We start from the raw sequence: 25,609 nt of genomic DNA, 5'->3' as shown, positions 1-25,609 counted from the left end.
ACCATGCTGTGGCACGCAATGCCGCCGGAGCTCAACACCGCACGGCTAATGGCCGGCGCGGGTCCGGCCCCGATGCTGGCCGCAGCCACCGGTTGGGCGGCACTGGCGGCGGCCCTCGACGCTCAAGCCGTCGAGCTGACAGCCCGCCTGAACTCTCTGGGCGAGGCGTGGACCGGAGGAAGCAGCGATAAGGCGATTGCCGCCGCACTACCGATGGTGACCTGGTTGCAGACCGCGTCGACGCAGGCCAAGACACGCGGAATGCAGGCAACGGCGCAGGCCGCCGCTTACACACAAGCGATGGAGACGACTCCGTCTCTGGCCGAGATCGCAGCCAATCACATCACCACCGCGGTCCTGGTGGCGACCAACTTCTTCGGTATCAACACCGTCCCGATCGCGTTCAACGAGATGGACTATTTCATCCGCATGTGGACCCAGGCCGCAGTAGCGATGGACGTGTACCAGGCCGAGACCCTGGCCAACACGCTGTTCGAAAAGCTTGAACCGATGGCGTCCATCCTGGATCCAGGGACAAGCCAGAGCATGTCGTCGAACCCGATCCTGGGGATGACGTCCCGGGTCACCGGCGTTCCCACAGACCAACTCCAGGCGACGGCTGGGCAAGTCGCGGAGATGAGCGGCCCAATGCAGCAGCTGACTCAGCCGATGCAGCAGGCGACCTCGATGTTCAGCCAAATGGGCAGCAGCGCAAGCGGTCCCGGCAGCGGGGTGGGCGAGGACGAGGGCGCCCAGATGGGTCTGCTCGGCACGAGTCCGCTGTCCAACCATCCGTTGGCGGGCGGCTCGGGCCCCAGCACCGGCGCGGGACTACTGCGCGGGGAAGCCCTGCCGGGCGCCGGCGGGACGCTGGCCCGAACGCCGCTGATGACCGGGCTCATCGACAAGCCTGCCACTGCTGCGGTAATGCCGGCGGCAGCTGCCGGGTCGTCGGCAACGGGCGGCGCCGCCCCAGTGGGTGCCGGCGCAATGGGCCAGGGCGCGGGCTCTGGCGGTTCATCCAGACCAGGGCTGGCGGCGCCGACGCCGCTCGTCCAGGAGCGCGACGAACACGAGGAAGAAGAGTGGGACGACGACGACGACTGGTGAGCGCCCACAACAACAGACTTCCCGGCCACCGGGGCCGGAAGACTTGCCAGAATTTGGCGAGGAATAGAAAGAGAGAAAGTAGTCCAGCATGGCAGAGATGAAGACCGATGCCGCTACCCTCGCGCAGGAGGCAGGTAACTTCGAGCGGATCTCGGGCGACCTGAAGACCCAGATCGACCAGGTCGAGTCGACCGCGGCGACGCTGCAAAGTCAGTGGCAGGGCGCGGCAGGTCAGGCGGCCCAGGCCGCGGTGGTGCGCTTCCAAGAGGCGGCCAACAAGCAAAAGGCGGAACTCGACGAGATCTCGACGAATATCCGTCAGGCCGGCGTCCAGTACTCGAAGGCCGACGAGGAGCAGCAGCAGGCGCTGTCCTCGCAAATGGGCTTCTAATTCCCCACATACCAAAAGAAACGGAGCAAAAACATGACAGAGCAGCAGTGGAATTTCGCGGGCATTGAAGCCGCATCGAGCTCAATTCAGGGAAATGTCACGAGCATTCATTCTCTTCTCGACGAGGGGAAGCAGTCCCTGACCAAGCTCGCGGCGGCCTGGGGCGGTAGCGGTTCGGAGGCCTACCAGGGCGTTCAGCAGAAGTGGGATGCCACCGCTCAGGAGCTGAACAACGCGCTGCAGAACCTGGCTCGCACCATCAGCGAGGCTGGTCAGGCAATGCAATCGACCGAAGGCAACGTCACCGGGCTGTTCGCATAAGCCGATCCGGCGTTCGCGTAGAATACCGAAGCACGAGATCGGGCGAGTTCGACCCCTCGGGGATCTCGCCCCTTCTCGTGCTTTGTTCTATTGACGCACGTCGGAGAGGTTCTGATGCCGGCCGATTACGACAAACTCTTTCGGCCAACCGAGGGTGCGGAGCTTCCGGAGGATGCGGAGCAGGATTTCGACGCGGGTTATTCGTATCCGCCACCCGCTAAGCCCAATGGCGAGATTCCGCCGCCGATCGACTGGTCGCAACCCGTTCCGCCGACCGCGGCTAATCCACCGACGTCCCCCGTAGAGCCTCCGCCGGCGCCACCCGAACCGCCGCCGGCGCCACCCGAACCGCCGCCGGCGCCACCCGAATGGCCGTCCGCCGCAACGGCAACCGCCGGGCCCGCCGCAGCAGGACCCAAACCGCCCAACCCACCACCGCCACCGGCGCCATCGAACGGATCGCCGCAAACGCCGCCGGCGCCGCCTGGACCGTTACCGCGCCGCGTCCGGATCGGCGGGCCCTCGCAACCCTCAGCGCACCCACCTGAACCCGTACCCGAGCCTCCGCAAGAACAGCGACGCCCGCGCCGTCATCGTTATCGCGACGAAACCGACGACGATGCAGCCGCTTCGGCGCCCAGCGCACCGGCTCCCTCGTTCGCCTGGTTGCAACAAAGTGACCCCAACCTCGCCCCGCCCGGCGAGCCCATGCGTGCTGCGCCGATACCTCCCGGCGACTCGGCACCCGATCTCATAGTCGGTCGCCGTGCCAGACGGCGCGCCGAGGAAGCCGCCGCGGCTCGCGCTCCGATCATGCCGCCAACCCAGCCACCGCCCGCCAGCATTTCGGCGCAAGCCCCGGTCGCGCCCGCCCCGGTAGGCCCGCCGCCGGCGACCAAGCGGCCCGCCAAGTTGGTGTCGAAGCGGGGTTGGCGGCGTTGGGTCCACACGTTGACTCGAATCAACTTCGGCCTGTCGCGCGACGAGAAGTACGAACTGGACCTGCATACGCGGATCGCCAGAAGGCCTCGTGGTTCCTATCAGATCGGAATTTTGGGTCTCAAAGGCGGCGCTGGAAAGACCACTACGACAGTCACTTTGGGCACTACACTCGCGCAGGTGCGGGGCGACCGGATCCTGGTGCTCGACGCGGATCCGGGTGCCGGAAACCTCGCCGAACGCACCGGCCGCTCTTCGCCTTCGTCTATCGCGGATCTGTTGGCGGACAAGGAGTTATCGCACTACAACGACATCCGCGCACACACCAGTGTAAATTCGGCCAATCTCGAGATATTGCCCGCAGCCGAGTACACCGCCGCGAAGCGCGGGCTCAGCGGCGAGGACATGCGTCGCACAGTAAATACCGTGTCGAAGTTCTACAACCTCGTCTTAGCCGACTGCGGGGCTGGCCTGTTCGACCCGGTGACACTCGGCGTGCTCGAAACGGCGTCCGCGATAGTGATCGTGACCAACGTGTCGGTCGACAGCGCCCGGCAAGCCGAGATCGCGCTGGACTGGTTGCGTAACAACGGCTATCAGGATCTGCTGAACCGCGCCTGTGTGGTGATCAACCATGTCGCACTCGGAGAAACCAACATTGCGGAGAAACAGTTGGTGCGACAGTTCCAACGTCAGGTTCAACCAGGCCGGGTGGTCCTGTTGCCATGGGACAAGCACATTGCGGCCGGAACCGAAATTCAGCTTGACCTGCTCGACCCCTTGTACAAACGACGGGTGCTCGAGCTGGCCGCGGCTCTATCCGACGATTTTGAAAGGGCTGGACGTCGTTGAGCGCACCTGCTGTTGCTACCGGCTCGACCGCCGCGGGGACAACTCCCGCGAGACCTGCAACCACTCGGGTCACGATCCTCACCGGTAAGCGGATGACCGACTTGGTGCTGCCAGCGGCGGCGCCGATGGAGACTTACATCGACGAGACCGTCGCGGTGCTCGCCGACCTACTGGAAGACACCCCGGTGGATATCCTCGCCGGCTTCGACTTCGCCACCCAGGGCGTGTGGACATTCGCGCGGCCCGGATCGCCACCCCTGAAGCTCGATCAATCACTCGACGACGCCGGAGTTGTCGACGGTTCGTTGCTGACCCTGGTATCGACAAGCCGGACTGAGCGATATCGACCGCTGGTCGAGGACGTCATCGACGCGATCGCGGTGCTCGACGAATCGCCGGAGTTCGATCGCGCGGCGCTGAATCGCTTTATCGCCGTGGCGATCCCCTTCTTCACCGTGCCGATCACCGCTGTTGCGATGTGGGCGTGGTGGACGACCGGGCGCAGTCTGTTCTGGCCACTGGCGGTAGGCCTCGCGGGAATCGCGGGACTGGTTGGCAGCTTCGTGGCTAAACGGTTCTACCAGAATTCGCATCTTTCCGAATGTCTGTTACTGGCGGGATATCCACTCATCGCCGCCGCGGCGGCAATGGCAACCCCGCTACCGCGCGACGTCAGTTCGTTGGGAGCGCCGCAGCTTGCCGCCGCCGCCACCGCTGTATTGCTGTTAACTCTGGTAATACGCGGCGGCCCTCGCAAGCGTCATGAGCTGGCATCGTTTGTCGTGATCGCGATCATCGCGGCCATAATTTCCGCGATTGCCTATGGCTACGGATACCAACACTGGGTACCGGCCGGGGCGATCGCATTCGGTCTGTTCATCGTGACGAATGCAGCCAAGCTGACCGTCGCCGTAGCGCGGATCGCCTTGCCACCGATTCCTGTTCCGGGGGAAACCGTGGACAACGAGGAATTGCTGGATCCCGTCGCGGCCGACCAGGCCACTAGCGACGAGACGCCGACTTGGCAGGCCATTATCGCGTCGGTCCCGGCGTCCGCGGCGCGCCTCACCGAACGTAGCAAGCTGGCTAAGCAGCTGCTGATCGGGTACGTGACGGCCGGCACGCTAATTCTGGCTGCCGGTGCGATCGCCGTGGTGGTACGCGGCCACTTCTTCATCCACAGCTTGGTGGTGGCATGCCTGATCGCAGTGATCTGCGGGTTCCGCTCCCGGCTCTACGCCGAACGTTGGTGCGCATGGGCCTTGCTGGCAGCGGCGGTCGTCATTCCGACGGGTCTGACAGCCAAGCTCACCTTCTGGTACCCGCAGTACGCATGGATGATGCTGTCCATCTACCTTGGGGTGGCCGTGGTTGCACTGGTGATCATCGGAGCGATGGCGCAGGTGCGCCGCGTTTCGCCGGTGATGAAGCGGCTTCTGGAATTGGTCGACGGCGCTATGGTCGCTTCGATTATTCCGCTGCTGTTATGGATCACCGGTGTCTACGACATGGTCCGGAATATCCGATTCTGACCTGCCGACGCCCCTCACCGCGAGAAAATTGCCGCAATTGGGGTTCCGTCACCTCGGGTAAAATTTGCTCGATGGGTAACGTACAGAAGGGATCTTGCGATGGCTGAACCACTGGCCGTCGATCCCGCTCGCCTAATTGCGGCAGGGAGCAAGCTCGCCGATCTTGCCTTTCCGACGGCTCCAGCCCCGATCACAGCGACTGGAACGGATTCGGTGTCCGCAGCTATCAACGAGACGATGCCGGGCATTGAATCGCTGGTGTCCGACGGGTTGCCCGGCGTCACAGCTGCGCTAAAGCGGACGGCGACCAGCATGTCCACGGCGGCTGACATCTATACGAAAGCCGACCAATCGCTGGGCGAGGCATTGAAGCAGTACGGCTTCGAGTCGGCCGGCCAAACGCTCGGAGCCAGCGCCGCGGGAGGCCTCGCAGCCAACGCCGCCCAAGCGTTGGGTGCGCCAGCCGCACAACTGCTGGGCACCCCGGGAGGCGTGGCATCGCAAGTCGGCCAGGCGGTGAGCCAGCAGGTCGCTGAGCTGTCGCCGCGCGTTGCTGCGACGGTGCCGCAGGTGGTTCAGCTGGCCCCACAAGCCGCCCAGATGGGCCAGCAGATGTCGCCCATGGTGCAGACCATCAGTCAGAGCGCGCAGCAGGCCGGCCAGCAAGGCTCGCAGGGCGGTGCAGCGCCGGCGGAGCTCGTCAGCGACACCAAGCCGGCCGATGAAGAGCAGCAGGACGACGAGGACGAGGCGCTGGCCGAGGGCGAGGCGCGTGTCGAGGCCGCGGCGGCCAGCGGCGAAATGTTGGGAAGTGTTCCCCTTGCGGGTCCCGCCGGCGCAGGCAGTGGTTCTGGGTCGGCAAGTTCGGTCGCAGCACCGATCTAAGAGCCGTGAGCGACATGCTCACGGCTCAGTAGTATGGACCCCAGTCCTCGAGATCGACTGTGAATTCAGGGCTTTCAATGTGCGTGCCGGACGGGATCGGGCCGCCTTTCGCACCCAGAATTCCCGCTCACGGCCCAGGATTCACAGTCAAGCCGCCCGCACTCAGGGCGCCTCGGTCAGAGCGCTGTTGAGCAGTCCCGCGACGTATCGCCAGTACATCCAGTCGGCGATCGCGGGACGCTGAGCCTCCGGGTCAGCTGCGCCGTGCGCCTGGTGCAGGGCGAGTTCTTGCGAGTGCGCGGCATAGGCGTGGAAGGCCCGCAGGTGTGCGACCTCGCGACCGGTAGCGGTGCTGGTCATGGGTTTCATCAGGTCGAACCACAACATGTGTCGCTCGTCGTCCGGCGGATTCTCAGCAGCCGGCGCCGGCGGCAACAGGTCGAGCAACCGCAGATCATCGGTGTCTGCCAGCTGCGCCGCTGCCGAGGGATCGACAACCTCCAGCCTTGACCGGCCGGTCATCTTCCCGCTCTCCGGGATGTCGTCGGCCTCGAGCACGATCTTGGCTGCGCCCGGATCGGAATTCGCCAGCTGCTCCGCCGTCCCGATCACCGCCCTCAACTTGAGGTCGTGGTAGGCCGCCCAGCCCTGCACGGCCAATATCGGATAGGTGGCCGTCCGCGCCTTTTCGTCGGCCGGCATCGTGCGATCCCCGCTGGCCATGTATACCTTGTTCGGCAACTCCACGTCGTCGGGTAGGTAGGCCAGCCCATAGCTGTTGGCAACCACGATCTCGCCATCGGTGGTCACCGCGGTGATCCAGAAGAACCCGTAGTCGTCGTCATGGCAAATGTCTGGCGCATTCAGCGCGGCAGCGATACGTCGCGCCAACCGCAGCGGATCATCCTTGCCGCTTCGCCGAGAGGCTGCGGCAACGGCATCACGCGCCGCTCGCGCCGCCGACACCGGGACCGACGGCGACGGCGTCACGGAATCGATCGACTCGGCTCGTTCCTTCTCCTTATCGTCGCCGCGCTCGGGCGGCGGCGCCGGACGCGCCGGGGGAGGCGAGGTACGTGCCGACGCCGCCCGGGGAGTCACTGTTGCCGGTGCCTTGCCCGAGGGACCCACCGGCGCCCGCCCACCTGCGGCGCGCGACCCGGCGCCGGAGGCCGCAGCCGTCCCCGCGCTCGGGCTCGCCGACCCGGTCGCCCCGACCGATCCGACCGACATCCGCGGCGCGCCTGCCGGCATGCCTCCGGCTGCGGCTGGAGCCACCGCCGCGGATGAGTCGTCCCGCGTGGGCCCCGAGCCCGGGGCCCCGTGATGACTGGGCGCCGCCGGTGCCTCCGTTGCCGCCGCCGGCTTCACATGCGCCGGCTCGGTCCCCGGGGAACTCGGCGTCGACGGCGTTGACGGCTGATCTGGCGACGGCCCCACCGGAGCTGGCGCCGGGGCAGGTTCGGGTGCCGGTGTGACCGGAGCCGGCGCCGGGTTGACCGGCGCGGGAGCTGGCGCCGGCGCCGGGTTGACCGGTGTCACCGGTGGGACCGGGGTTGGCGTGACCGGCTCTGCCGGCGTCGGAGTTGGCTTTATCGGCGTGATCGGGGTAACCGGGCCGCCCGGGGTAACCGGTTTCACCGGCGTCACCGGGTTGACCGGCGTCACCGGGTTGACCGGCGTGACCGGCGTAACCGGACGACCGGGGGTAATCGGTGTCACCGGGTTGGGGTTCACCGGTGTGACCGGCCTCGGGTTCACCGGTGTGACCGGCGTCGGGTTGATCGGCGTGATCGGGTTGGCCGGCGTTGGTTCGAAAGGCCTCGGGGTCGGAAAGGCTGGGGACGGCGTGTCCGGTGTGGGTACCACCAGCGTCGGAATTTCCGGGGTAGGTGGTGTTACCTGGTGCAGCAGATCCGCAAGCGCGTTGTGTGGCGGTTTCCAGTCTTTGGACGCCAGAACTTGTTCAGCGGTTTCGGCGACCAGGCTCGTATTGGCCTGATGGGTCGCGCGGACCAAGGAATTAATAGCGGCTTGCCGCTCCTCGGCGTCCAGGTCGGGGTCATTTTCCAAAACGTTTATTTCCCGCTGCGCGCCGTCGACATTGTTGCCGATTTCCGATTTGGCTTGCACGATCAATCCGGCGATATGCCGGTGCCAGGTAATAACGGTGGCCAGATAATCCTGCAGCGTGCTCATTTCATTGAGATTTGCACCGAGTGCACCATTGGCGGCAGTAGCGGCACCGCCCGACCAGACCCCACCCTCGAAGACTTCCACCTGTTGGTGACGGGTGGCGTCCATCACGTCGGTGACCTTGCGCAGAACCTGGTTGTATTCCCGCGCCCGGTCGTAGAACGTGTCCTCGTCGGTTTCCGGCCATCCGCCTGGCTCGAGCATCTGACCGGCATACTCACCCGTCGGCCTTGGAATGCCCATTGCTACTTTCCTTCCAACAACAGCCAGGCCGCATCGACGGGACCTGTCGGGTAGCTACCCGCTCTGCAGCGCCCGATCGGGGTCGTGTGTGGCGTCGACCGCTCAGTGGTACCGGACGTCATGGTTAACAAGCCTAACCGAGGTTAAGACCTGCTAGCTGCGGCAATTTGGCGATCAGAACCGGCCACATGACAGGGCGCGCCGAGGCCGCGGACGTCCTCTCGATGCGCCCGCATGCGCGCTCGGCACGCAGCTATCGCCGCTTGTGAAAACGGTCCAAAACGACGGCCGCGCGAGCCCGCTCAGATCAGCCGGTTGTTTGCCGCCGCCTGAGACATGGCCTCAAGCGCCGCGGTCAGTTGCTGCCCTGCGGCATCGTTGTACGCACTCGCGGTGGACTGTGCGTTCATCAGCGCCTCATTGACTCGCGCACCGACCGCCTCTGCCCCTATCTCCTTCAGCAGGCCGTCTTTGATGCGAATACCGGTGAGCCACTGGTGGCCGTTGATCGTCCCTTCGACGGTCTCAGCGGCGTCAGCGCCACGGAAAGATCCGGTGTTCATTTGGTTCAGGGTCCCGTCGAGAGCCGACTGAAACCGTGCCGCCAGTGCTAGCGCCTGGGCGACGTGCGGGTCCATTTCAAAGCTGGTCACTTCGACTCCTTGCTGTCTTGACGGCGGCGGTTACCGATGACGGCCTCGGTCCACGCCCGGTCCTCGGTGTAGAGCGCCTCGTCGTCCTGCTGGGCGCCTTTGGATTTGGAGCCTCCCTGGCCCTGGCCATGAGCGCCCATCGGCATTCCCATGCCACCGCCGGCCATGCCGCTGCCGGAGGCTGTCCTGCCCGCGGCTGCGCCGCCGAGGTCACCAGCGGCAGCGGGCCGTACGGATTCGCCATCAATGCCGGTAGCCGGCGCCAGCGGCATCGACGGCATACCGCCGCCACCACCACCGCCGCCGAGCGATGCCGCTTTGACCGACACGTCGCTCGGCAGGCTCGCCGCCGCCTCGCGCCCAGCTGCCGTCAGTTCGGCCGCGGTGCTGGGCGGCATGCCGCCGCCCGCGCCTGCGGTCGGAGCCATCGGTGCCATGGGCGGCATGCCGCCGGTACCGCCGCCGGAACCGTCACCTGGCGGCATCAGGAAGCTCGGGATCAAACCCTGCGGCTGGGCAGGCGGTGGCGGGTCGATCTTGATGGCGGCGGGAGGCTTCTTCGGATTGATCGCTTCCAGGTTCGCCTTGTCGTTGTACTCCTTGAGCACCTGTTCCGACTTCGACTGATATTCCGCATAGACCTTCATTGCGGCCGACTTCTTATTCGGGTCTTTCATGTCCTGTTCGAGGGATTCGATGTCGGCCAGCGTGGGATGGTTCGTCCGCGCCCAGTATTGTAGCTGCGCAATGTAATTGGCCTGCTTCGCCAATGCAGCAGCCAATTGTGCCATGTAGACAATCCACTCACGTTGTTGATCGAGGGAAGCCTCACAAGCCGTCGCCGCATCGCCTTGCCAGTTGTCGAACGGTCGGAAACGTTTGACATCGCGCTGCAACGCAAAATTGAGCTTGGTCCAGGCATCCGCAAAGTTGGACAGCGATACGCCTTGGTCGCCGGAGCCGATTTTCGTTGCCGCGGTTTTGAGATCCGTGAAGCCGGGATCGCCAGCTGCCGCCACCTGTGGCGTGTCCTGTAGCCCCGCCGAGCTGTCGCCCCCGGCACCCCCCGCCGATTCGGCCTCCACATTGCCGTTGCCGTCGCTGTTCAGGGCGGTCGCAGACTCGTCGTCAACCTCGCCGTAGGCCTTGGCCGCGTTGCGCAGCGACGTCGCCAGGCGCTGGCGTTCCCGATGGCCCGCCGCAAGGAAGGTCCGCATGTTCTCGGCTGAAAGGTCGAGCTGTTCGGCGGCATTCTGTGCGGCCGTGAGGGTGCACGGCGCGGCGGGGACATTAGTGGGCGGCTCGGCCATCGGGGCCTCCACCTCGTTGGCCCTCGCCAAGATTTCCTGCTGATCCACCGTCAGCGTCTGCGGCTGAGACATCTCGAATCATCCTCCTAAGTGCTACAGCCATTATCGTCGCTGGAGCCGGCGGTCCATGCACCAAAAATTTCGGACTACTTCGGCAGCGCCATCTGAAAGCGGCTCTCCTCAGGAGGGGAAACCCGACGGATCGGCAACTCGCGGTGCCGCGGCGTGCCGATCAGGTTGTGCCGCAGAATCACGCGGTCGATCCCGGGGTGCGGGCCGAGATAGGTCGTCGCATGCGGCCACACCACCTTGGCCACCGGCCCGACTTGTGCGCCGATCAACCTGGCAAAATCCGCGAACGGCGGTGCCACGGTGACGATCGCGCCCGCGGCCGCGGCCCGCACGGTGAACTGCGTGAATGTCTGGGCGTCGGCCAGGTTGATGCTCGCGTCGACGTCGTCGAACGGCATATAGACCGGACACCGGTTGACCGTCTCACCGACCAACACACCCGCGGACCCGATCGGCAGCTGGCAGTGCCGGTTGGCAACGAGGTTCTGGCCCGTCAACGCGGGCCGTTGGCCACCGAACAAGCGAGAGAAGCCTCGCGGTGTCTTGGGCTTATCCACTGTGGTCAACAGCACCGTGGTCTGCGGCGGCATCCCGGGAGCGATGCGGACCCTGGTGATGGTGTGATCGGCTCGCGCCGACCACCACAAGTCCGGGCCGCCGGGGGCGGTGTAGGCCGCGGTGTAGGAGTCGCGACCCTTGATCAGTGACCACTTCTCTCGTTCGAAGCCGATATCGGTGGCGTGGTCGTAATCGTCGAAGCTGCGTCCGCACACCGCGTCGACACCATTGCTGGCCAGGTTGTCGGCGATGCGTGTCGCCGAGGCCACCAGGTACCTGGCCAGCCCGGCGACGCCTTCGTCGCGCCGTTGCGCCGACTTGCGGGTGCGTTCCGGATCAGCACGCAGCATGATCCAGGTCCGGCGGTTCGCCGGAGCGGGGTCCGCACCAATCACCTGCTGGTACAGGCCGGCCACATCGGGTGATGCCGTCCTGCCTACGCGGTAGCCGGCCGACACGACATCGGCTTCCAAGTCGGGACAGTGCACCGACAGCAATTCCTGCAACAGTCGGGTGTCCAACACATCGTCGGTGTGGGCTTGCCCGTCGACAATGACCGTTGGCGTGAACGGACGGGGGTTGAGTTCGATGACGGCGATCAGGTACTTCCCTCGCCAACGCACCGCAACGTGATCCCCCGGCTTCACGGTGGCACCGACGACGGGCTCGGATGGGACGTCCGGCGGCTTGCGGCGCCGACGAAGCCACGCGTAGACCGTTGCCACCCAACCCGTCACCCGCCGCCCGTAGAAGGTGACGAAAGCAACGACGGCGCCCGCCGACGCTATCGCTACGCCCGCCCACCAATAACGCGTGGACAAAAACAGCATGACGACGGGTGGGCCCAGCGCCGCGGCGATCAATGTGTGCCCGGTGCTGAACCGTAGCCGTATTGGGTTCCTCATCGGCGTCTCATGGCCCGTGCGGTCAGCGAGCCCAAGCCGAGGGCCAGTACCAGGCCGACGACGGCCAGCGCCACAGCCGTGATCGGTCCACGGTCGGGGCCCGGCGCTATGACTGGAGGCGGAATTCGCCGGACGTTATAGGGGGCCGATGCGGGGCCAGGCGGAATGTCCCAAGTCAGCGCCGCGAGAGTGTTGATGACGCCGGCGCCTACGAGGTTGTCGACCCCTCCCCCAGGGTGACGCGCGGTGGCGGTGATTCGGTTCATGATCTGCGCCGGGGTCAGATCAGGAAACCGCTGCCGCAGCAATGCCGCTAAACCCGAGACGTATGCCGCGGCAAACGAGGTGCCGGCGATGGGGACCGGACCCTCCTTGCCCTGCAACGCGTTCACCGGGTCGCCGCGGTCGCCGAGCGCGACGATGTTCTCCGCGGGCGCCGCTACGCCCACCCACGGCCCGTGCATCGAGAACGAGCTCGGCACCCCGTTTTGTCCGGTTCCGCCGACGGTCAGCACCAACGGTGCATACCACGCCGGCGTGACCACCGTCTGCACCTTGTTCCAGCCACGCGCGTCGTCGGGTGCAGCCGCGTCAGGCGGCGGATTCTGAGCGCAGTCGCCACCGGTGTTGCCGGCCGCGACGACGATCACCGCGCCCTTGACGTTGACGGCGTAGTTAATGGCGCCCCCCAGGGTGGCCTCGTCGATCGGCCTGCTCACCTTGTAGCAAGCGGCTTCGCTGATGTTGATGACATTCGCGCCGAGGTTGGCGGCATGCACAACGGCGCGGGCAAGGCTACGGATGGATCCGGCCGCCGGTGTGGCGTTGGGGTCATTCGGATTGGGTTGTGTCCCGACCGGTTCGAAGGCCTCCGACGTCTGGCGCAAGGACAGCAGTCGCGCGTCCGGCGCGACGCCGATGAACCCGTCGGTGGGCGCGGGCCGGCCGGCGATGATCGAAGCGGTGAGTGTCCCGTGGGCGTCACAGTCGGACAACCCATTGCCGGCCTGATCGACGAAATCGCCACCCGGCTCGGCCGGGACTCGCGGTGAGGCGTTGACGCCGGTGTCGATCACGGCCACCGTGACTCCGGCCCCCGTCGCGAACTTGTGGGCGTCGGCCACACCCAGATACGCGTTGCTCCACGGCGGATCGTGAAAGCTGGAGTCGGGCAGGACTGTGGGGGCCGAACACAGGACTCGCTGCTCGGTGGGTTGGTCCGGTCCGGTCACATCGGGCGGTACCGCGCCCGGGTCGATCGCCGGTGGAGTGATGGCCAACGCGGGCGGCGCGGTTAGCAACGCGAGCGCCAGCGTCATCAGCAAGATCCGGTGCACCCCCGAATCACTCCGTTCATTTCGCCGCGTTGCTGCCCTGCGTGCAGTTTAGACGTAACGTACGCGTTAACGGAGCAGCTCCAGTAATCGAGTGTGCGTCCGGGCATCGATCGCGGTTCTGCGTACGCCGTAGGTTCACGTTCAAGCTTTGTCCGCACGCTCAAAGCGCTATCGGCACATGCTTTTCCGCGCACGCGTCGAGCACCGCGGTGATCACATCCTGGGTACGCAACGTCTGCAGATCCTCGACGGTGACCGAACCTTTCGCGCTGCGATGCTGGGCGGCCACCCGCGAATCCCGCAGCCGCTCGGCACGCTCGACCACGTTGCGTGCGAAGCGCCCGTTGTGCATGACGTCGACGCCGTGCGTGCCGTCGGGTGCGGTGTAGGCACGCAACGTCGTACACGCTTTGTTCAGCGCTTCGGCGGCGGCGGGCTCGATGACCGTGGCCCGCGGTTTGCCGTAGCGAACCGCGATTTCCACCAGCTCATCGGGTGTGTAGGACTCGAACCGCAATTTGCGGTTGAACCGGCCCGCCAGACCCGGGTTGACGGTGAGAAAGTCGTCGACTTCCTTCTCGTATCCCGCACCGATGAAACAGAAGTCGAACCGGTGCACCTCAAGTGCCACCAGCAGCTGGTTGACCGCCTCCATGCCGATCATGTCCGGCCGGCCATCCTGGTGACGTTCCACCAGTGAGTAGAACTCGTCCATGAACAAAATGCGGCCCAGCGAACGGTTGATGAGTTCATTGGTCTTCGGGCCGGACGCGCCGATGTGCTCGCCGCAGAAGTCCGCCCGCTTGACTTCGATGATCTCGGGATGACGCACGATTCCCAAACCCGCATAGATCTTTCCCAGCGCTTCGGCCGTGGTGGTTTTTCCGGTCCCGGGCGGTCCCACCAGCAGCATGTGGTTGGTTTGATTGGCCACCGGCAGTCCGGCAGCCAGCCGCAGTGCCCGCACCTCGATTTGATCCTCTAGTTCGGAGACCGCGCGTTTGACTTCGGCCAACCCGACCTGGTTGTCGAGAAGCGCGCGCCCCTCGTCCAGGAGTTCGTTGCGCCGCTCCTCGTGTTCGGCCTCCGTCCGCTGCTGTGCGGACCGCTGGGTGCTTACGTCCCATTTGTTGGACCGGGTTGCGATGGCTTCCTCGTCGGTGACCACTAGCTGCAGAGTGGGGTCGGCCAAAGCCTGTTTCGCGGATTCAACCAGCGCACCGTTGATCGTCGCCTTGGACAACCACACCTGCGCCTTGTGCTCCTCACCGAGTTGGCGATGCGCCATCCCCCGCACGTACGCCAGATCGGCCGCGATCAACGGAAAGTCGTTGGGATCGATTGCGGTGACGGCAGTATCGTTGCGGTCCCGACGCGACTCGGTGGGACTGGGGCGCCCGGCGCGCACCTCCACCCGGTCGGTCCAGTCCAGCGCGACCCGCGCCTGGCCTAGGTGAGCCGCGGCATGGGCGGCCAGCGCGCTGGTTGCCGCGGTCACCGCCGACATGATGATGGCCTGCGGCGGCAAGACGGTCGCCGCCACCGAGATCACGTCCGGCCAGCGCTGGGCAGCGAACATCAAGTAGGCCTCGATGTGCTGCTGCCACTGGTGGTTTTCCCACGTGTCCAGCAGAGATGAATCTGCCAGCAACGCTTCGGCTTTCTCGTACTGCCGATCGTCGATCAGTGCACTCGCCAATGCGAGGCCGGCGTGTGATGACTCGGTGACCGAAATCGACAGGTACGGACCGGCTTTGATGGGCGCCGATAGTCGCACGCCAAGCCGATTGGTCTCCCGGTGCAGCCGGGCCCCGTACCCGTAGAGCTGCTGCACCGTCGACAATGCCTCATCACCCGCGGCGATCCGGCCGAGCCAGGCGTCGGCCATCGACGGGTCGATCTCGGTAGCCTCGCAGAACCGCGCCCGTGCCGTGGCGATATCGGTGTCTAACAACGCCATTGCCTGATCGAACCGCTTGCGCGCGGCCGCCGTTGTCGTGACGCTGGTCCTATTGGTCATTGGGGTGTGTCCACTGGTTCGAGCTCTGAGCTTCGCAGATGCGTCGGCTCCGCCGATACGTAGCGGTTTTCGGCCCGAAACAATTCCACCTCCACCGTGTGCACTTGACCTGCTGCCCGCACCTCTATCGTCGCCGGACCCGTCTGCGTCACAAGGACATTGGCGTGTCCCCGGTAGGGCGCGTCCGGTTCGCCGACGGAGATGAGCGTGTTCGGACGCGGCGCCGGGGTAACGGTGCCGTCGACGACACTGACAGTGGTGCCCGACACCGGCTTGGCCCGATCGCTCACGGCGATGTCGGGCATGCGAACACTGGTCCACCGGTGGGTATTTCGGGTGTGCACCGTGATCCGCTCGCCCGCCCCGGCCAAACGCACCACGATCCGCTTGGCTAACGCATCCTCGGCGGCGATATGCACGCGGCTGAACTCCCCGGGATCGTCCAGCGGCAACAGCAGCCGATTTCCCCCGCCGACCTTCCCGAGCAACACCCCCGACGGCCCGATCGGGACAACGAGCGGACCGTTCAATCGCCCCCGGCTAATGCCGCGTAGTGCTGGCATGGGACCACACATATTGGCCGAGATGGCCCCGGCCTGCTCACCGGGCAACGTCTGCAACGTCATGCTCGGCACCGCCGTCGGCGGTTGTGCGGTGCGAACCGTCAAGGTTGCTGTGGCAGTGCCGTCACCGAAAAGCGTGATGTTCTGGATGATTCCGTCGGCACGGGTCGACCAGGCATGCGCCAACCTGTCCGTTGTGATGTCCCCGGGCCGGTACCAGTAGGTCGTCAACCAGCCGCCGTCGCCTCGGACCGAGCGCCAGCGCCGATTCATTACCTGGAGCGCGGAGCGTCCTAACCTTCGCTCCAGCTCGACCATGTCGGTAGCGGTCGCGACCTTCGCGCGGATGCCCTGTTGTCGCATCGCCGCATTGATCCGTTGTCCGACAGCCAGCGTCGCGGTACCGACCGAGGTACGCCATTGCAACGCCTCGGCGTTATCGAGCGCGCAGATACGCACGATGAGCCAGGTTTCCCGCTGACCGGCATACGGTGGTGTGCCAATCAGCGTGTCGTACACACGCGGATAATCACCAATGCTTCGCCGTCGGGCTCCCGCACTGACCACGCTGAGCGAATCGACTTGCAATCCAAGGCTTTGGCGTAGCAGCGGCTGTAAATCGGTTATGTCGAAGGCATTTTCGGTGAACGTTGCGGTCGATCCGGTGAACAAAGTCGGCGTATGGGCCCTGCCGAGCAGTTGCACAGCGACCACAGCTACGCCGTCCTGGAAGCGGACGCCGCCGCCGGCGCGGTCATTGGCCACCGTACGCGGCTCGGTCCACTCAATAGGCCGTCTGCGCTGAAGCCACAGGATCAACCATGACCACAGCGGCTGACCTCGCCAGGGTATGACGCCGGCGGCCAATCCGATCGCCAAACCGACTGCGGCGCCGAGGTATCCGTCGATCGCCCAGCCCGCCAGCGTTGCTACAAAGACGCCGACGATGATCGCCAGCCTGGTCGCGGCGCTCATCGCTCCCGCCGAGCGCGGGCGATCAGCGACGCCATCACGACCGCGGCCACAACCACACCGGCGAACGTGATCGCGATGTTGCGGGCGCGGTGATCGGGCGGCGGCGGCGGGGCGGCCGGCGTAAGCACCCGGTTGTGCGCCGCAGGTGGAAGTCGCTCGCCCGCAGGCACATCGAAGGTCAGCGCCGCCACCGGATCGACCACCCCGTACCCGACCTGATTGTCGACTCCGCGTGGCGGGTTGTGTGCCGTCTGCAAAATCCGGTTGATGATCTGATGGGCCGACAGGCCCGGATACTTGGCCCGTACCAATGCGGCCACCCCGCTGACGTAGGCCGCTGAGAAGCTGGTACCCCAGATGGGCATGTTCTTGTCACCCGGGTGGATCGGCGGGGAGGCATTGACCGGCCCCCCCGGTTGCGGGGACAGCCCCCTGATTCCGACGCCCGGGGCCGCGGCGGCCACCCATGGCCCCGTCAGGCTCTTATTGATCGGAGCGCCCGTGTTGTCCACTGCGCCAACCGATAACACGTAGTCGGAAAACCAGGATGGCGATGACACCGTCTTGACCTGATGCCAGTCGCGGGGGTCGGTCGCGTTCAACGGATCGAACAACGGGTTTTGGGCACAGCCATCTTCGCTGTCGTTACCAGCCGCGGCGACGATCACCGCGTCTTTCACGGTGGCGGCGTACCAGACTGCCGCGCCGATGGCACCTTGGTCGAGCGGGTCAACCGCTGACACACAGGATGTCACGCTGATGTTGATCACCTTGGCGCCCATGTTGGCGGCGTGCACAATGGCGCTGGCAAGGGTCGCGATCGATCCGGCCTTCTTGCGCACTTCCATGTCGCCCGGCCCTGGATTGACCGGTTCGAAAGCTCGCGACGACTGGCGGATAGACATGATCACGGCATGCGGTGCGACGCCGACGGGGTCGGCGGCGGTGGGGGTGCCGGTGGCGGCGGCGGTCCTCCCGGAGGCGGTGGCGCCGAGTCGGTCGCCGGCGGCGCTGCCGGTGGGGGAAAGGCTGGAGCGCTGGGCATCGCGGCGGGCATCGGGCTGCCCTGCGGTGCCGCGCCGATCACCGATGCCACGATGGTGCCGTGCGCGTCGCAGTCCATCAGGCCATCGCCGCCCATGATGTAGTCGCCGCCGGGCACGACCCGCAGCCGTGGACTGGGGTTGATGCCGGTGTCGATGATGGCCACCGGCACGCCGTTGCCAGTCGAGTACTGCCAGGCCTTGCTGATGTTCAGCATCGTGAAACCTGGTGCGGTAACGGCCAGGTTGGGATCGGCGACGGTTATGGTTCGCGCGCAGGTATTGCTTTGACGCATCGGTTGGTCCGGCCCCGGCTTGCCGTCTGCCGGTACTCGGGCAGGATCGACACTTGGTGGCGGAATCGCTTGTGCTGCGGGAAGGCTCGCTAGCATTGTGACGAGCACACCCACCCCGGCGATCGCGGAGACGCGACGGGTCAATCGACGGGTCATCGCATGCGCACCCAGGTAAACAGTCCACCGATCCAGGCCGCCAACGGGAGCGCGACGATGATGGCTGCTATCTCAAGCCATTCGGCGGTCATCCGCACCAGAGGCGTGAACCTGGTAATCGGCACCAGCAGCGCCGACAGCAAGCCGGCGCCGCCGAACGCGACCAGCACCAGCGCACCCCACGGCATCGAGTGACCCGATGCGGCGGGTTCGTGCACAACGTATTTGACAACACCCACGCAGGTCGCCGCGGCCGCACCGCACACCAGCGCCACGGCCTGCCGCTTGTCGGCGAACGCCCGGCCGCGGCTGATGAAGATCACCACGAACAGCCCGGCCAGCAGCGCGGCCGCGTTACCGCGGTCGCGACCCGGCATCAGGGTGGCCCACACCGCGGCTGGCAGCGCCAGCCCGGCCGCGACGCAAATGCCGGTCAACACGTGATTAGCTCGGACCGCGGCTGCCGCGGTCCGAGCCCCACGGGGCGTGGTGTCGGGATTGACATCCTCGTCGGCGCCCTCGACCGCGTCGTTCACCGGAGAAACCGCGTCAGCCGGCAAACCCGCGCTGCGACGGAACAAGTCACGCCCGGTGATGGATCCGAAGTATGGAGGCCGGATCCGGGCCACCCACAGTGCAATCGTCGGGGCCAGCGTGAGCACCAGCAGCAAACCGACCAGTGTGCACATGCCGAGCCACTGGCTAGGAACCGGCCACCACATCCTGACCGCGGCGACCGCACCACCCAGTCCGCACAGTGTCACCACCGTTGACGCCACATCGATGTGGCGGCGCGTCGCCGCGGCAATACCCCACGTCAGCACCCCGACCGCGAGTGCCGCGATGAATACGTGCGCGGATCCGACGTGGCCCGGAGCGCCGCCGCCCAAGGCCACCGCGAGCAACGGCACCGCCAACCACCCGAATCCGTCGAGCATGTCGTCACGCTGCGGCCACCACCGCCACACCGCAACCGCACCACCGGCAGCCAGCAGACCAACACTGCCGGTAACGATGCTGGGCATCAGGGAGTCGCTGCAAAGACGTTGGCGCACAGCCAATCCCAAAACCGTCGCCGCGACCATGGCCAGGATGGCCAACGCCGTGTGCGCTGCGGTTTGTACCGTGACCTGCTCGAAGAGGGACTTTGCGATCCGCGCCAGCCCGGTGGACAACGATTCGTACTGCGGTTCGAAGGACTCACCCTCGGCCGCGGGAACCAGGGCAAGCGTGGCGCCGTCCTCGACGCCGAGTTCGTCGAGGGTTTTGGTGACGTCCAGGCGCACGCCGTTTGCCTTGTGCATTTCGTATCCGACGCCCGACACCAGCCCGGGCAAGCCCCGGCGCTTGAGCTCGTCGTTAAGCAGCTCGACGACGTTGTCGATGAACACCTCGATCGGCACGGATGCCGGATATACCTGCGAGACGAGGTGCTCTCCACATACGACTGCAACGGCACAACGAGCCGGAAACGAAACTTTGGCCATTAACGCGGCCTGTCAGCATCTGGAACATACTTGTCGGCCAGCGTTGCTGTGATTTCGAATAGCCGTAGGCGCGTCTTTTTCTTCAGTTCGTGCCGGGTGTCGATTATCCCGCCTTTTGCGAGATACGGATCGTAGGGCATGAATTCCACGGTCGCCCCGGACTGACCGAAACGCTCAGTGAGGTAGCTCCGCGCGTCCGGATCGTATTTGTTGCGGCTGTCGTTCAATACGACCGTGCTACGTGACACCAATTCGTGGTAACCCATCGAACGCAATAGGTCGATCGCGCGCGTCACAGGTAGCGAGGTGTCCGCCGTCAGGCCGGACACGAAAACCAGCGTGTCACAGGAATCGAGCACGGCTTTCATCACCGGGTGTTCGAGGTCGTCAGAGGTGTCCACCACGATGACGGTATGTGTGCGCCGCAGCCGCGACAGCACTCCGGTGAACATCGACGGAACCAGCGGTCGCGGCTGGTCCGACGCGCGGTTCCCGGCCAGCACGTCCAGGCCGATACTGTTCTGCCCCAAGTGTTCCCGGATGTCCGCGTAGCCCTGGACATCGGTGTCGTTCAGAACCGCCGCGTAATCTCCCGGCGGGGATTCGTCGATGCGTCCGGCTAACGTTCCGAAGCCGGGTGCCGCATCGACCGCGACGACATTATCCGGCCGGCATTCCCGGAACACAGCGCCGATGCATGCGGTCATCGTGGTCTTTCCGACGCCACCCTTTCCCGAGACCACCCCGATAACATATTGCTTGCGGATGTGGCGCCGGATCCGCCCCTGTAATTCTCGGTAATGTCTTTCGGCTGGTGATTCGCCCAGGTTTACGGTTCGGAAAGATGCACCGTATAGGAGCTTTCGCCAGCCGGCGCCGGGCGGGATTTTTCGAGGGGCAACCATATCGGATATGCGTAATGTTCCCGACACGGAGTCCTGATGTTGGTAGCGCGCGGCGGGTACTTCGCGCTGGGTTGTCCCGGCTTCTTCGAACACTTTTTACGATACCTCTCAATTACACAACTTTTCGGTACGAATACCATTCTTGATCGGCGGGCAAGCGCCGTACCATTTGGTTGATCGCAGCGGCAATGTTGCTCTTTGTCCCGGGGGCGATGATCATCCAGTTCTTCCCGGCGGAAATGACGTCCTCGGCGATCAGCCGTCCTTCCGGGGTGTCGATGATGGTCACCGCACTCCCCTCGATGTGTGTCCGTCGGGCCTGGCCGGTCGCGACGCCGGACTGCATCGCGACGACCGAGGCTTGGGCGGATTGGCTGGGATCGGCGGCGAGTGAGAGCATCCGCAGCTGGTCGGTCTCCAGCCGCTGATCGGCCAAGAAGGCGCTCAACGTCTCTTGATTGGACGCCGCTGCGCGCAGGGCGTCCGCGTCCAGGGTGACGGGCCGTAGCGGGGCCGCCGTGTTTTCTCCGCACAGCCGCTCGATCTGTGCATCGAGCACGGTGCTGGCGGCCCCTTCTGCGCTGGCGGTTCCCGCCCCACTGATGCGGATGAGATCCGCCGACCGTTCCATGACCACCCACCAATGCGCGAATCTGGCCAGCAGCACCCGCGCCGGTTCGTCCTCACTGGGTATACGGATCTGGATGAACAGCGCGATGTCGCGGCGGGATAGGACGGTCAGCCATTCCACCACCGTGCTATCCACGACGTCCGACTCGTCGACAACCCCTGCCGCCCGTAGGTCCGTCATCACGGGGTGTTCCAATGCCAGGCGCTTGGGTTCCACGCTGGGCAGGGGCGGCCGCAGGCCTAGCTCTGGGGCTAGGGTCTCAATGCCCGTGAGCACTTGAAGGGCCCATAGCCCGTCGACGGTGGTGATTAACACGTTGCCCTCAACATAGGCCGGGGGCGCACGCTCCGCGTGCGCCCGCCAAGCCTCTTCACAAGTCCTTCACAGTTGTTACGCGAACAACGTGCCCATCTGTGCGTCACACGCCTGAGCCATCTCGTCCACGTTGTGCACGGTGTGGGCGTGCCGGCTGACGGTTTGGATCAGGTCTTCCAGCCCACGCAACATCTGTTGTTGCGCATCGAAGAACGCCGTTGCGCCGTGTCCTTGGAAAAAGTCACCGAGCGCCTGGGTGAGGTTGAGGACATCGCTGTGGATTTCCATCAACTGCGCCGCCTGCGACCCGACTTCGCCGGCGAAGCCGACGACGGCGCCGTGGTTGTACACAATCTGATCTGCCATGACAGTGGTTCCTTTACTTGGATAGGTCTGTTGGGATGAGGACGGCTGCGCTCGACCTAGACGGCCTGGGCGCCACCGCCGAAGACACCGTTGAGATTGTGGGAGGCGTCGGCTTCGTGGTTTTCCATCAGCACCGCAGCCTGGCCAAGCCCATGAGCGAGCCGCTGCCCGCCGGTCATGATCTGCTGCAGGTCGTGGTGGATCTGGCCGGCGGTATTGAGAGACGTCGTGCCCGCATCGCCGGCCCATCCGGTGGCGCTGATGATGTTCTCGTGGCCACTCAAGTACTGGTTGGCAATCGCAGCAGCCTCCTGCAATCGCGCTTCAATTCGTTGCTGAGTGCTCCGCAGCAGTTCCGGAGTGACGACGGTCGCATTTGCCATTATTTACGTCTCCCTCAATTAATTGCACTTCCCGGACCGGGATCTGGGTAAAACTAGAACAGCTACAACCAGCTGTCACTTCACTTCTCCCCAGGGCTACACCCGGCCCGAACAGGCTGTTCAGCACACACGAGAATTGATCGTGTGTCAAACGGTGGAGCAGCAAGCTGGCCTCGGCGTGCGGAGTGGCCGCGTCTTGATGGCGCGACAACCCGGCCGCGCAGGTTAGCTGGCCTTCACAACGGGGTGGCGCCGTCGGCGGTGCCGTCGCCGTCGGTGTCGGTCAACCGTATGTTCCAGCGCCCGTCGCCGTCGGTGTCGACGTAGCCGGTGACGCCTTCCTCACCGGCGCACAGCACTCGGTCGGCCACCCCATTGCCGTCGGCATCAAGGAGGCGGTCGTCGGGGTGACCGTGACCGTCGAAGTCGACCAGCGGACCGCCGGTGTGTTCGATGCCGTCTAACCCGAACCACCGCAGTGAGCCGCGGTGGTCGACGGCAACCGCCCACGTCCCCGAGCCGTCGTCGGTGAAGAAGCTTTCCGGGGTGCCGTCGTTGTCGAGGTCGAGAACTGCATGGTCGGCCACACCGTCACCGTCGAAGTCCGCCAGTGCGTCGTCTCGCATGCCGTCGCCATCGAAGTCGAGGCCGACGGCGTCGAGCCGGCCGTCACCGTTCAGGTCGAGGTCGGGCGGGTGATTCCAGATGGCAGCCGTGCCGTCGTCCGCGCCCATGCAGTACTCCACGACAGTTCTGACGCGGCCCCGCCGTTACGGGTTCCCCTTGGCCTTCCACCAGGCCAACAGCTCGGCCTTCGCTTCATCGTGCGTCAGCGGCCCGCGGTCCAACCGCAACTCCTTGAGGAAGCGCCACGCCTCCCCGACCTGCGGGCCCGCCGGGATCCCCAACAGCTCCATGATCTGATTGCCGTCCAGATCGGGGCGCACCCGGTCCAGATCCTCCTGGGCGGCCAGTTCGGAAATCCGCTCCTCGAGCCGGTCGTAGTTACCCCGCAGCCGAGCGGCGCGGCGCTGGTTGCGGGTTGTGCAATCGGCACGCACCAGCTTGTGCAGCCGCGGCAACAGCGGCCCGGCGTCGGTGACATAGCGGCGCACCGCGGAATCGGTCCACTTCCCGTCGCCGTAGCCGTGGAACCGCAGATGCAGATACACCAGCTGCGAAATGTCGTCGACCATCTGTTTGGAGTACTTCAGCGCCCGCAACCGCTTGCGAACCATCTTGGCGCCGACGACCTCGTGGTGGTGAAAGCTCACGCCGCCGTTGGGCTCGTGGCGCCGGGTGGCGGGCTTGCCGATGTCGTGCAGCAGCGCCGCCCAACGCAGCACCAGATCGGGGCCGTCATCCTCCAGCGCGATTGCCTGGCGCAGCACAGTCAGCGAATGCTGGTAGACGTCCTTGTGCTGGTGGTGTTCGTCGATGGCCATCCGCATGCCGCCAATCTCGGGCAGCACCACCTCACCCATCCCGGTCTCTACCAGCAAGTCGATGCCGGCGACCGGGTCATCGCCCAGCAGCATCTTGTCCAGCTCAAGGGCCACCCGCTCGGCACTGACGCGCGCCAGCTGCGGGGCCATCTCCTCGATTGCCGACCGCACCCGCGGTGCAACGGTGAACCCGAGTTGCGAGACGAACCGCGCGGCGCGGAGCATTCGCAACGGGTCGTCGCCGAAGGACACCGACGGTGCCGCGGGGGTGTCCAGCACCCTGGCTCGCAGCGCGGCCAAACCCCCTAGCGGATCGAGGAATTCGCCCGGTCCGGTCTGCGTGATCCGAACGGCCATCGCGTTGACGGTGAAGTCGCGGCGCACTAGGTCGCCGTCGAGGTTGTCGCCGAAACGTACTTCGGGATGACGCGACACCTGGTCGTAGGTGTCGGCGCGGAACGTGGTGAACTCCAGTCGTCGGCCACCCTTGCCGACGCCGACGGTGCCGAACTCGATGCCGGTGTCCCACACCGCATCGGCGAACGGCCGCACGATTTTCTGCACCTCTTCGGGATGGGCGTCGGTGGTGAAGTCCAGGTCGGGACTCAACCGACCCAGCACGGCATCGCGGACCGAACCGCCGACCAGGTACACCTCATGACCCGCAGCGGCGAATGCCGACCCGAGTTCTCGCAGCAAAGTGACATGCTGATGCAGGGTGACCGCGGCGGCGGTCAGCAGGTCAGCGTCTTGGGCGGGTTCGGCCACGTTCGATCAGCCTAGTCGGGCGACGATGCGGGCCGGGACGGCCCGCTGAGGAGCCCGACAATCAAGCCCCGTCGGGCGACGATGCGGGCCGGGACGGCCCGCTGAGGAGCCCGACAATCAAGCCCCGTCGGGCGACGATGCGGCTCTGAATCGAGTGTGCGTTCACGGCTTTGAGTGGGCGTCCAGGGCGGGCGTTTCGGCGATCCGTCGCCCTCGAATCACGCTGGAAGCCCTAGACGCACACTCAACCCGGCTCACCCGGTCTTTTTGACCAGGGCTACCCCGCAGCAGCAAGTCGGGGCGTTGTCGCACGCGCAGTCGCACGTCGAGGATGCGCCCTTGGTCACCGTCACCTCGCATCCACAGTTTGCGTTCGCGCAGGTGAAGACATCACCTTCCTGTAGCGCCATCGCGGACCCCTCTCTCCGTTGTGTCGTGCTCGGTATATCGGCGACGCTAGAACCTGCCCCCGGGGGCAAGGTCAACAATGGGTGCGAGGAGGTGTCAGCAATGACGCAACCGGGTTTGACCATCGGAGCGGCTGCCCGGGCCGCGGGCGTCACTCGCAAGGCGGTACGGGTGTACGAGGCCAAGGGCCTACTGCCCGCGGCCACGCGGACGGTCAACGGCTACCGGCTTTACGACAAATGCGACGTCGACCTGCTGACCTTCATCCGCCGTGCGCGTGCCCTAGGCCTGCACCTCGACGACATTCGCAGGATCCTCGCGACCCGCAACGATGGCATCGCGCCGTGCGCCACCGTCCGCGACCTGCTCGACGCCCGCATCGCCGAGCTCGACAACACCGTGGCCGAGCTGCTCGCGCTGCGCGAAACGCTGGTCCAAACCAGACAGCGCGCCGCGGACTGTACCGACGAGCAGCCCATCACCGTGTGTGGGATCATCGAGGACACCGCCGCGTTGGCGTAAGCCGGAGGCCCATCGATAAGCA

General features: G+C 65.5%; 20 protein-coding genes and 2 pseudogenes. 7 read left to right on the top strand and 15 right to left on the bottom strand.

What is annotated here, in order from left to right:
* Positions 1-3 precede the first annotated feature (3 nt).
* The 6 genes from MSIMFI_RS06525 to MSIMFI_RS06500 all read left to right on the top strand — a co-directional run bounded on the left by MSIMFI_RS06525 (position 4) and on the right by MSIMFI_RS06500 (position 6,030).
* The gene (locus MSIMFI_RS06525; protein WP_191496591.1) at positions 4-1,110 is read left to right on the top strand and encodes a PPE family protein; all 1,107 of its coding nucleotides are present in this window, start codon (positions 4-6) and stop codon (positions 1,108-1,110) included.
* A gap of 88 nt (positions 1,111-1,198) precedes the next feature.
* The gene (locus tag MSIMFI_RS06520; protein ID WP_085252510.1) at positions 1,199-1,501 is read left to right on the top strand and encodes a WXG100 family type VII secretion target; all 303 of its coding nucleotides are present in this window, start codon (positions 1,199-1,201) and stop codon (positions 1,499-1,501) included.
* Positions 1,502-1,534: 33 nt separating this feature from the next.
* Positions 1,535-1,822: a type VII secretion system ESX-1 WXG100 family target ESAT-6 gene (gene esxA, locus MSIMFI_RS06515; RefSeq protein WP_186245384.1), complete on the top strand. Its 288-nt coding sequence runs from the start codon at positions 1,535-1,537 to the stop codon at positions 1,820-1,822.
* Positions 1,823-1,936: 114 nt separating this feature from the next.
* Positions 1,937-3,613 carry a MinD/ParA family ATP-binding protein gene (locus MSIMFI_RS06510; RefSeq protein WP_191496590.1) on the top strand — a complete coding sequence of 559 codons (1,677 nt, stop codon included), beginning with the start codon at positions 1,937-1,939 and terminating at the stop codon, positions 3,611-3,613.
* The gene (gene eccD / locus MSIMFI_RS06505; RefSeq protein ID WP_191496589.1) at positions 3,610-5,145 is read left to right on the top strand and encodes a type VII secretion integral membrane protein EccD; all 1,536 of its coding nucleotides are present in this window, start codon (positions 3,610-3,612) and stop codon (positions 5,143-5,145) included. The genes MSIMFI_RS06510 and eccD (MSIMFI_RS06505) overlap by 4 nt, the downstream gene beginning before the upstream one ends.
* Positions 5,146-5,244: 99 nt before the next feature.
* Positions 5,245-6,030 (top strand): hypothetical protein, encoded by a 786-nt coding sequence (locus tag MSIMFI_RS06500; RefSeq protein WP_191496588.1) that lies wholly within the window; start codon positions 5,245-5,247, stop codon positions 6,028-6,030.
* 162 nt (positions 6,031-6,192) lie between these two features.
* Here the strand turns inward: MSIMFI_RS06500 and MSIMFI_RS06495 are convergent, their stop codons facing one another.
* The 15 genes and pseudogenes from MSIMFI_RS06495 to MSIMFI_RS06425 form a co-directional block, all read right to left on the bottom strand.
* Positions 6,193-8,469 carry a DUF1542 domain-containing protein gene (locus tag MSIMFI_RS06495; RefSeq protein WP_191496587.1) on the bottom strand — a complete coding sequence of 759 codons (2,277 nt, stop codon included), beginning with the start codon at positions 8,467-8,469 and terminating at the stop codon, positions 6,193-6,195.
* Positions 8,470-8,771: 302 nt separating this feature from the next.
* Positions 8,772-9,107, bottom strand: coding sequence for a YbaB/EbfC family nucleoid-associated protein (locus tag MSIMFI_RS06490; protein ID WP_396820155.1), 336 nt, complete (start codon positions 9,105-9,107; stop codon positions 8,772-8,774).
* Positions 9,108-9,118: 11 nt separating this feature from the next.
* On the bottom strand, positions 9,119-10,504 hold the full coding sequence (locus tag MSIMFI_RS06485) for an EspB family ESX-1 secretion system-associated protein (protein ID WP_191496585.1): 1,386 nt from the start codon (positions 10,502-10,504) through the stop codon (positions 9,119-9,121).
* Between the two features lie 74 nt (positions 10,505-10,578).
* Entirely contained in the window at positions 10,579-11,967 is a 1,389-nt protein-coding gene (gene eccE, locus MSIMFI_RS06480) for a type VII secretion protein EccE (protein WP_191496584.1), read from the bottom strand.
* Positions 11,964-13,304 (bottom strand): type VII secretion-associated serine protease mycosin, encoded by a 1,341-nt coding sequence (mycP, locus tag MSIMFI_RS06475; RefSeq protein WP_191496583.1) that lies wholly within the window; start codon positions 13,302-13,304, stop codon positions 11,964-11,966. Before mycP (MSIMFI_RS06475) ends, eccE (MSIMFI_RS06480) begins: the two co-directional genes overlap by 4 nt.
* Before the next feature lie 160 nt (positions 13,305-13,464).
* Complete coding sequence (gene eccA / locus MSIMFI_RS06470) at positions 13,465-15,324, bottom strand: type VII secretion AAA-ATPase EccA (protein ID WP_191496582.1); 1,860 nt, start codon at positions 15,322-15,324, stop codon at positions 13,465-13,467.
* Entirely contained in the window at positions 15,321-16,862 is a 1,542-nt protein-coding gene (gene eccE, locus MSIMFI_RS06465) for a type VII secretion protein EccE (RefSeq protein ID WP_191496581.1), read from the bottom strand. Before eccE (MSIMFI_RS06465) ends, eccA begins: the two co-directional genes overlap by 4 nt.
* Positions 16,859-18,357 (bottom strand): annotated as a pseudogene (gene mycP, locus MSIMFI_RS06460) (type VII secretion-associated serine protease mycosin). Before mycP (MSIMFI_RS06460) ends, eccE (MSIMFI_RS06465) begins: the two are co-directional and overlap by 4 nt.
* Positions 18,354-19,844 carry a type VII secretion integral membrane protein EccD gene (eccD, locus tag MSIMFI_RS06455; RefSeq protein WP_191496580.1) on the bottom strand — a complete coding sequence of 497 codons (1,491 nt, stop codon included), beginning with the start codon at positions 19,842-19,844 and terminating at the stop codon, positions 18,354-18,356. Before eccD (MSIMFI_RS06455) ends, mycP (MSIMFI_RS06460) begins: the two are co-directional and overlap by 4 nt.
* Positions 19,844-20,788 (bottom strand): annotated as a pseudogene (locus MSIMFI_RS06450) (MinD/ParA family ATP-binding protein); the annotation flags it as partial. The pseudogene MSIMFI_RS06450 and the gene eccD (MSIMFI_RS06455), both read right to left, overlap by 1 nt.
* Before the next feature lie 73 nt (positions 20,789-20,861).
* The gene (locus MSIMFI_RS06445; protein ID WP_191496578.1) at positions 20,862-21,695 is read right to left on the bottom strand and encodes an ESX secretion-associated protein EspG; all 834 of its coding nucleotides are present in this window, start codon (positions 21,693-21,695) and stop codon (positions 20,862-20,864) included.
* A 75-nt stretch (positions 21,696-21,770) separates the two neighbouring features.
* Positions 21,771-22,061: a WXG100 family type VII secretion target gene (locus MSIMFI_RS06440; protein WP_085252957.1), complete on the bottom strand. Its 291-nt coding sequence runs from the start codon at positions 22,059-22,061 to the stop codon at positions 21,771-21,773.
* Positions 22,062-22,117: 56 nt separating this feature from the next.
* Positions 22,118-22,444: a WXG100 family type VII secretion target gene (locus MSIMFI_RS06435; RefSeq protein ID WP_186245399.1), complete on the bottom strand. Its 327-nt coding sequence runs from the start codon at positions 22,442-22,444 to the stop codon at positions 22,118-22,120.
* 236 nt (positions 22,445-22,680) lie between these two features.
* Positions 22,681-23,190, bottom strand: coding sequence for a pullulanase (locus MSIMFI_RS06430; RefSeq protein ID WP_191496577.1), 510 nt, complete (start codon positions 23,188-23,190; stop codon positions 22,681-22,683).
* Positions 23,191-23,214: 24 nt separating this feature from the next.
* A complete protein-coding gene (locus MSIMFI_RS06425; RefSeq protein ID WP_191496576.1) occupies positions 23,215-24,657 on the bottom strand; it encodes a CCA tRNA nucleotidyltransferase in 1,443 nt (480 codons plus the stop codon).
* 510 nt (positions 24,658-25,167) lie between these two features.
* On the opposite strand from MSIMFI_RS06425, the gene MSIMFI_RS06420 reads away from it, so the two are divergent.
* Positions 25,168-25,587 (top strand): MerR family transcriptional regulator, encoded by a 420-nt coding sequence (locus MSIMFI_RS06420; protein WP_191496575.1) that lies wholly within the window; start codon positions 25,168-25,170, stop codon positions 25,585-25,587.
* Positions 25,588-25,609 lie beyond the last annotated feature (22 nt).

The organism is Mycobacterium simulans (assembly GCF_900232995.1).
Taxonomy (GTDB): Bacteria; Actinomycetota; Actinomycetes; order Mycobacteriales; family Mycobacteriaceae; genus Mycobacterium; species Mycobacterium simulans.
The sequence above is the reverse complement of the archived record's forward strand: the minus strand, read 5'-3'. Positions and strand labels throughout refer to the sequence as shown.

What these genes read in the sequence shown, in the direction of transcription:
- MSIMFI_RS06525 (WP_191496591.1), top strand. Translation starts at nt 4, where the DNA reads ATGCTGTGGCACGCAATGCCGCCGGAGCTCAACACCGCACGGCTAATG.
- MSIMFI_RS06520 (WP_085252510.1), top strand. Translation starts at nt 1,199, where the DNA reads ATGGCAGAGATGAAGACCGATGCCGCTACCCTCGCGCAGGAGGCAGGT.
- esxA (WP_186245384.1), top strand. Translation starts at nt 1,535, where the DNA reads ATGACAGAGCAGCAGTGGAATTTCGCGGGCATTGAAGCCGCATCGAGC.
- MSIMFI_RS06510 (WP_191496590.1), top strand. Translation starts at nt 1,937, where the DNA reads ATGCCGGCCGATTACGACAAACTCTTTCGGCCAACCGAGGGTGCGGAG.
- MSIMFI_RS06500 (WP_191496588.1), top strand. Translation starts at nt 5,245, where the DNA reads ATGGCTGAACCACTGGCCGTCGATCCCGCTCGCCTAATTGCGGCAGGG.
- MSIMFI_RS06495 (WP_191496587.1), bottom strand. Translation starts at nt 8,469, where the DNA reads ATGGGCATTCCAAGGCCGACGGGTGAGTATGCCGGTCAGATGCTCGAG.
- MSIMFI_RS06490 (WP_396820155.1), bottom strand. Translation starts at nt 9,107, where the DNA reads ATGGACCCGCACGTCGCCCAGGCGCTAGCACTGGCGGCACGGTTTCAG.
- MSIMFI_RS06485 (WP_191496585.1), bottom strand. Translation starts at nt 10,504, where the DNA reads ATGTCTCAGCCGCAGACGCTGACGGTGGATCAGCAGGAAATCTTGGCG.
- eccE (WP_191496584.1), bottom strand. Translation starts at nt 11,967, where the DNA reads ATGAGGAACCCAATACGGCTACGGTTCAGCACCGGGCACACATTGATC.
- eccA (WP_191496582.1), bottom strand. Translation starts at nt 15,324, where the DNA reads ATGACCAATAGGACCAGCGTCACGACAACGGCGGCCGCGCGCAAGCGG.
- eccE (WP_191496581.1), bottom strand. Translation starts at nt 16,862, where the DNA reads ATGAGCGCCGCGACCAGGCTGGCGATCATCGTCGGCGTCTTTGTAGCA.
- eccD (WP_191496580.1), bottom strand. Translation starts at nt 19,844, where the DNA reads ATGGCCAAAGTTTCGTTTCCGGCTCGTTGTGCCGTTGCAGTCGTATGT.
- MSIMFI_RS06440 (WP_085252957.1), bottom strand. Translation starts at nt 22,061, where the DNA reads ATGGCAGATCAGATTGTGTACAACCACGGCGCCGTCGTCGGCTTCGCC.
- MSIMFI_RS06435 (WP_186245399.1), bottom strand. Translation starts at nt 22,444, where the DNA reads ATGGCAAATGCGACCGTCGTCACTCCGGAACTGCTGCGGAGCACTCAG.
- MSIMFI_RS06420 (WP_191496575.1), top strand. Translation starts at nt 25,168, where the DNA reads ATGACGCAACCGGGTTTGACCATCGGAGCGGCTGCCCGGGCCGCGGGC.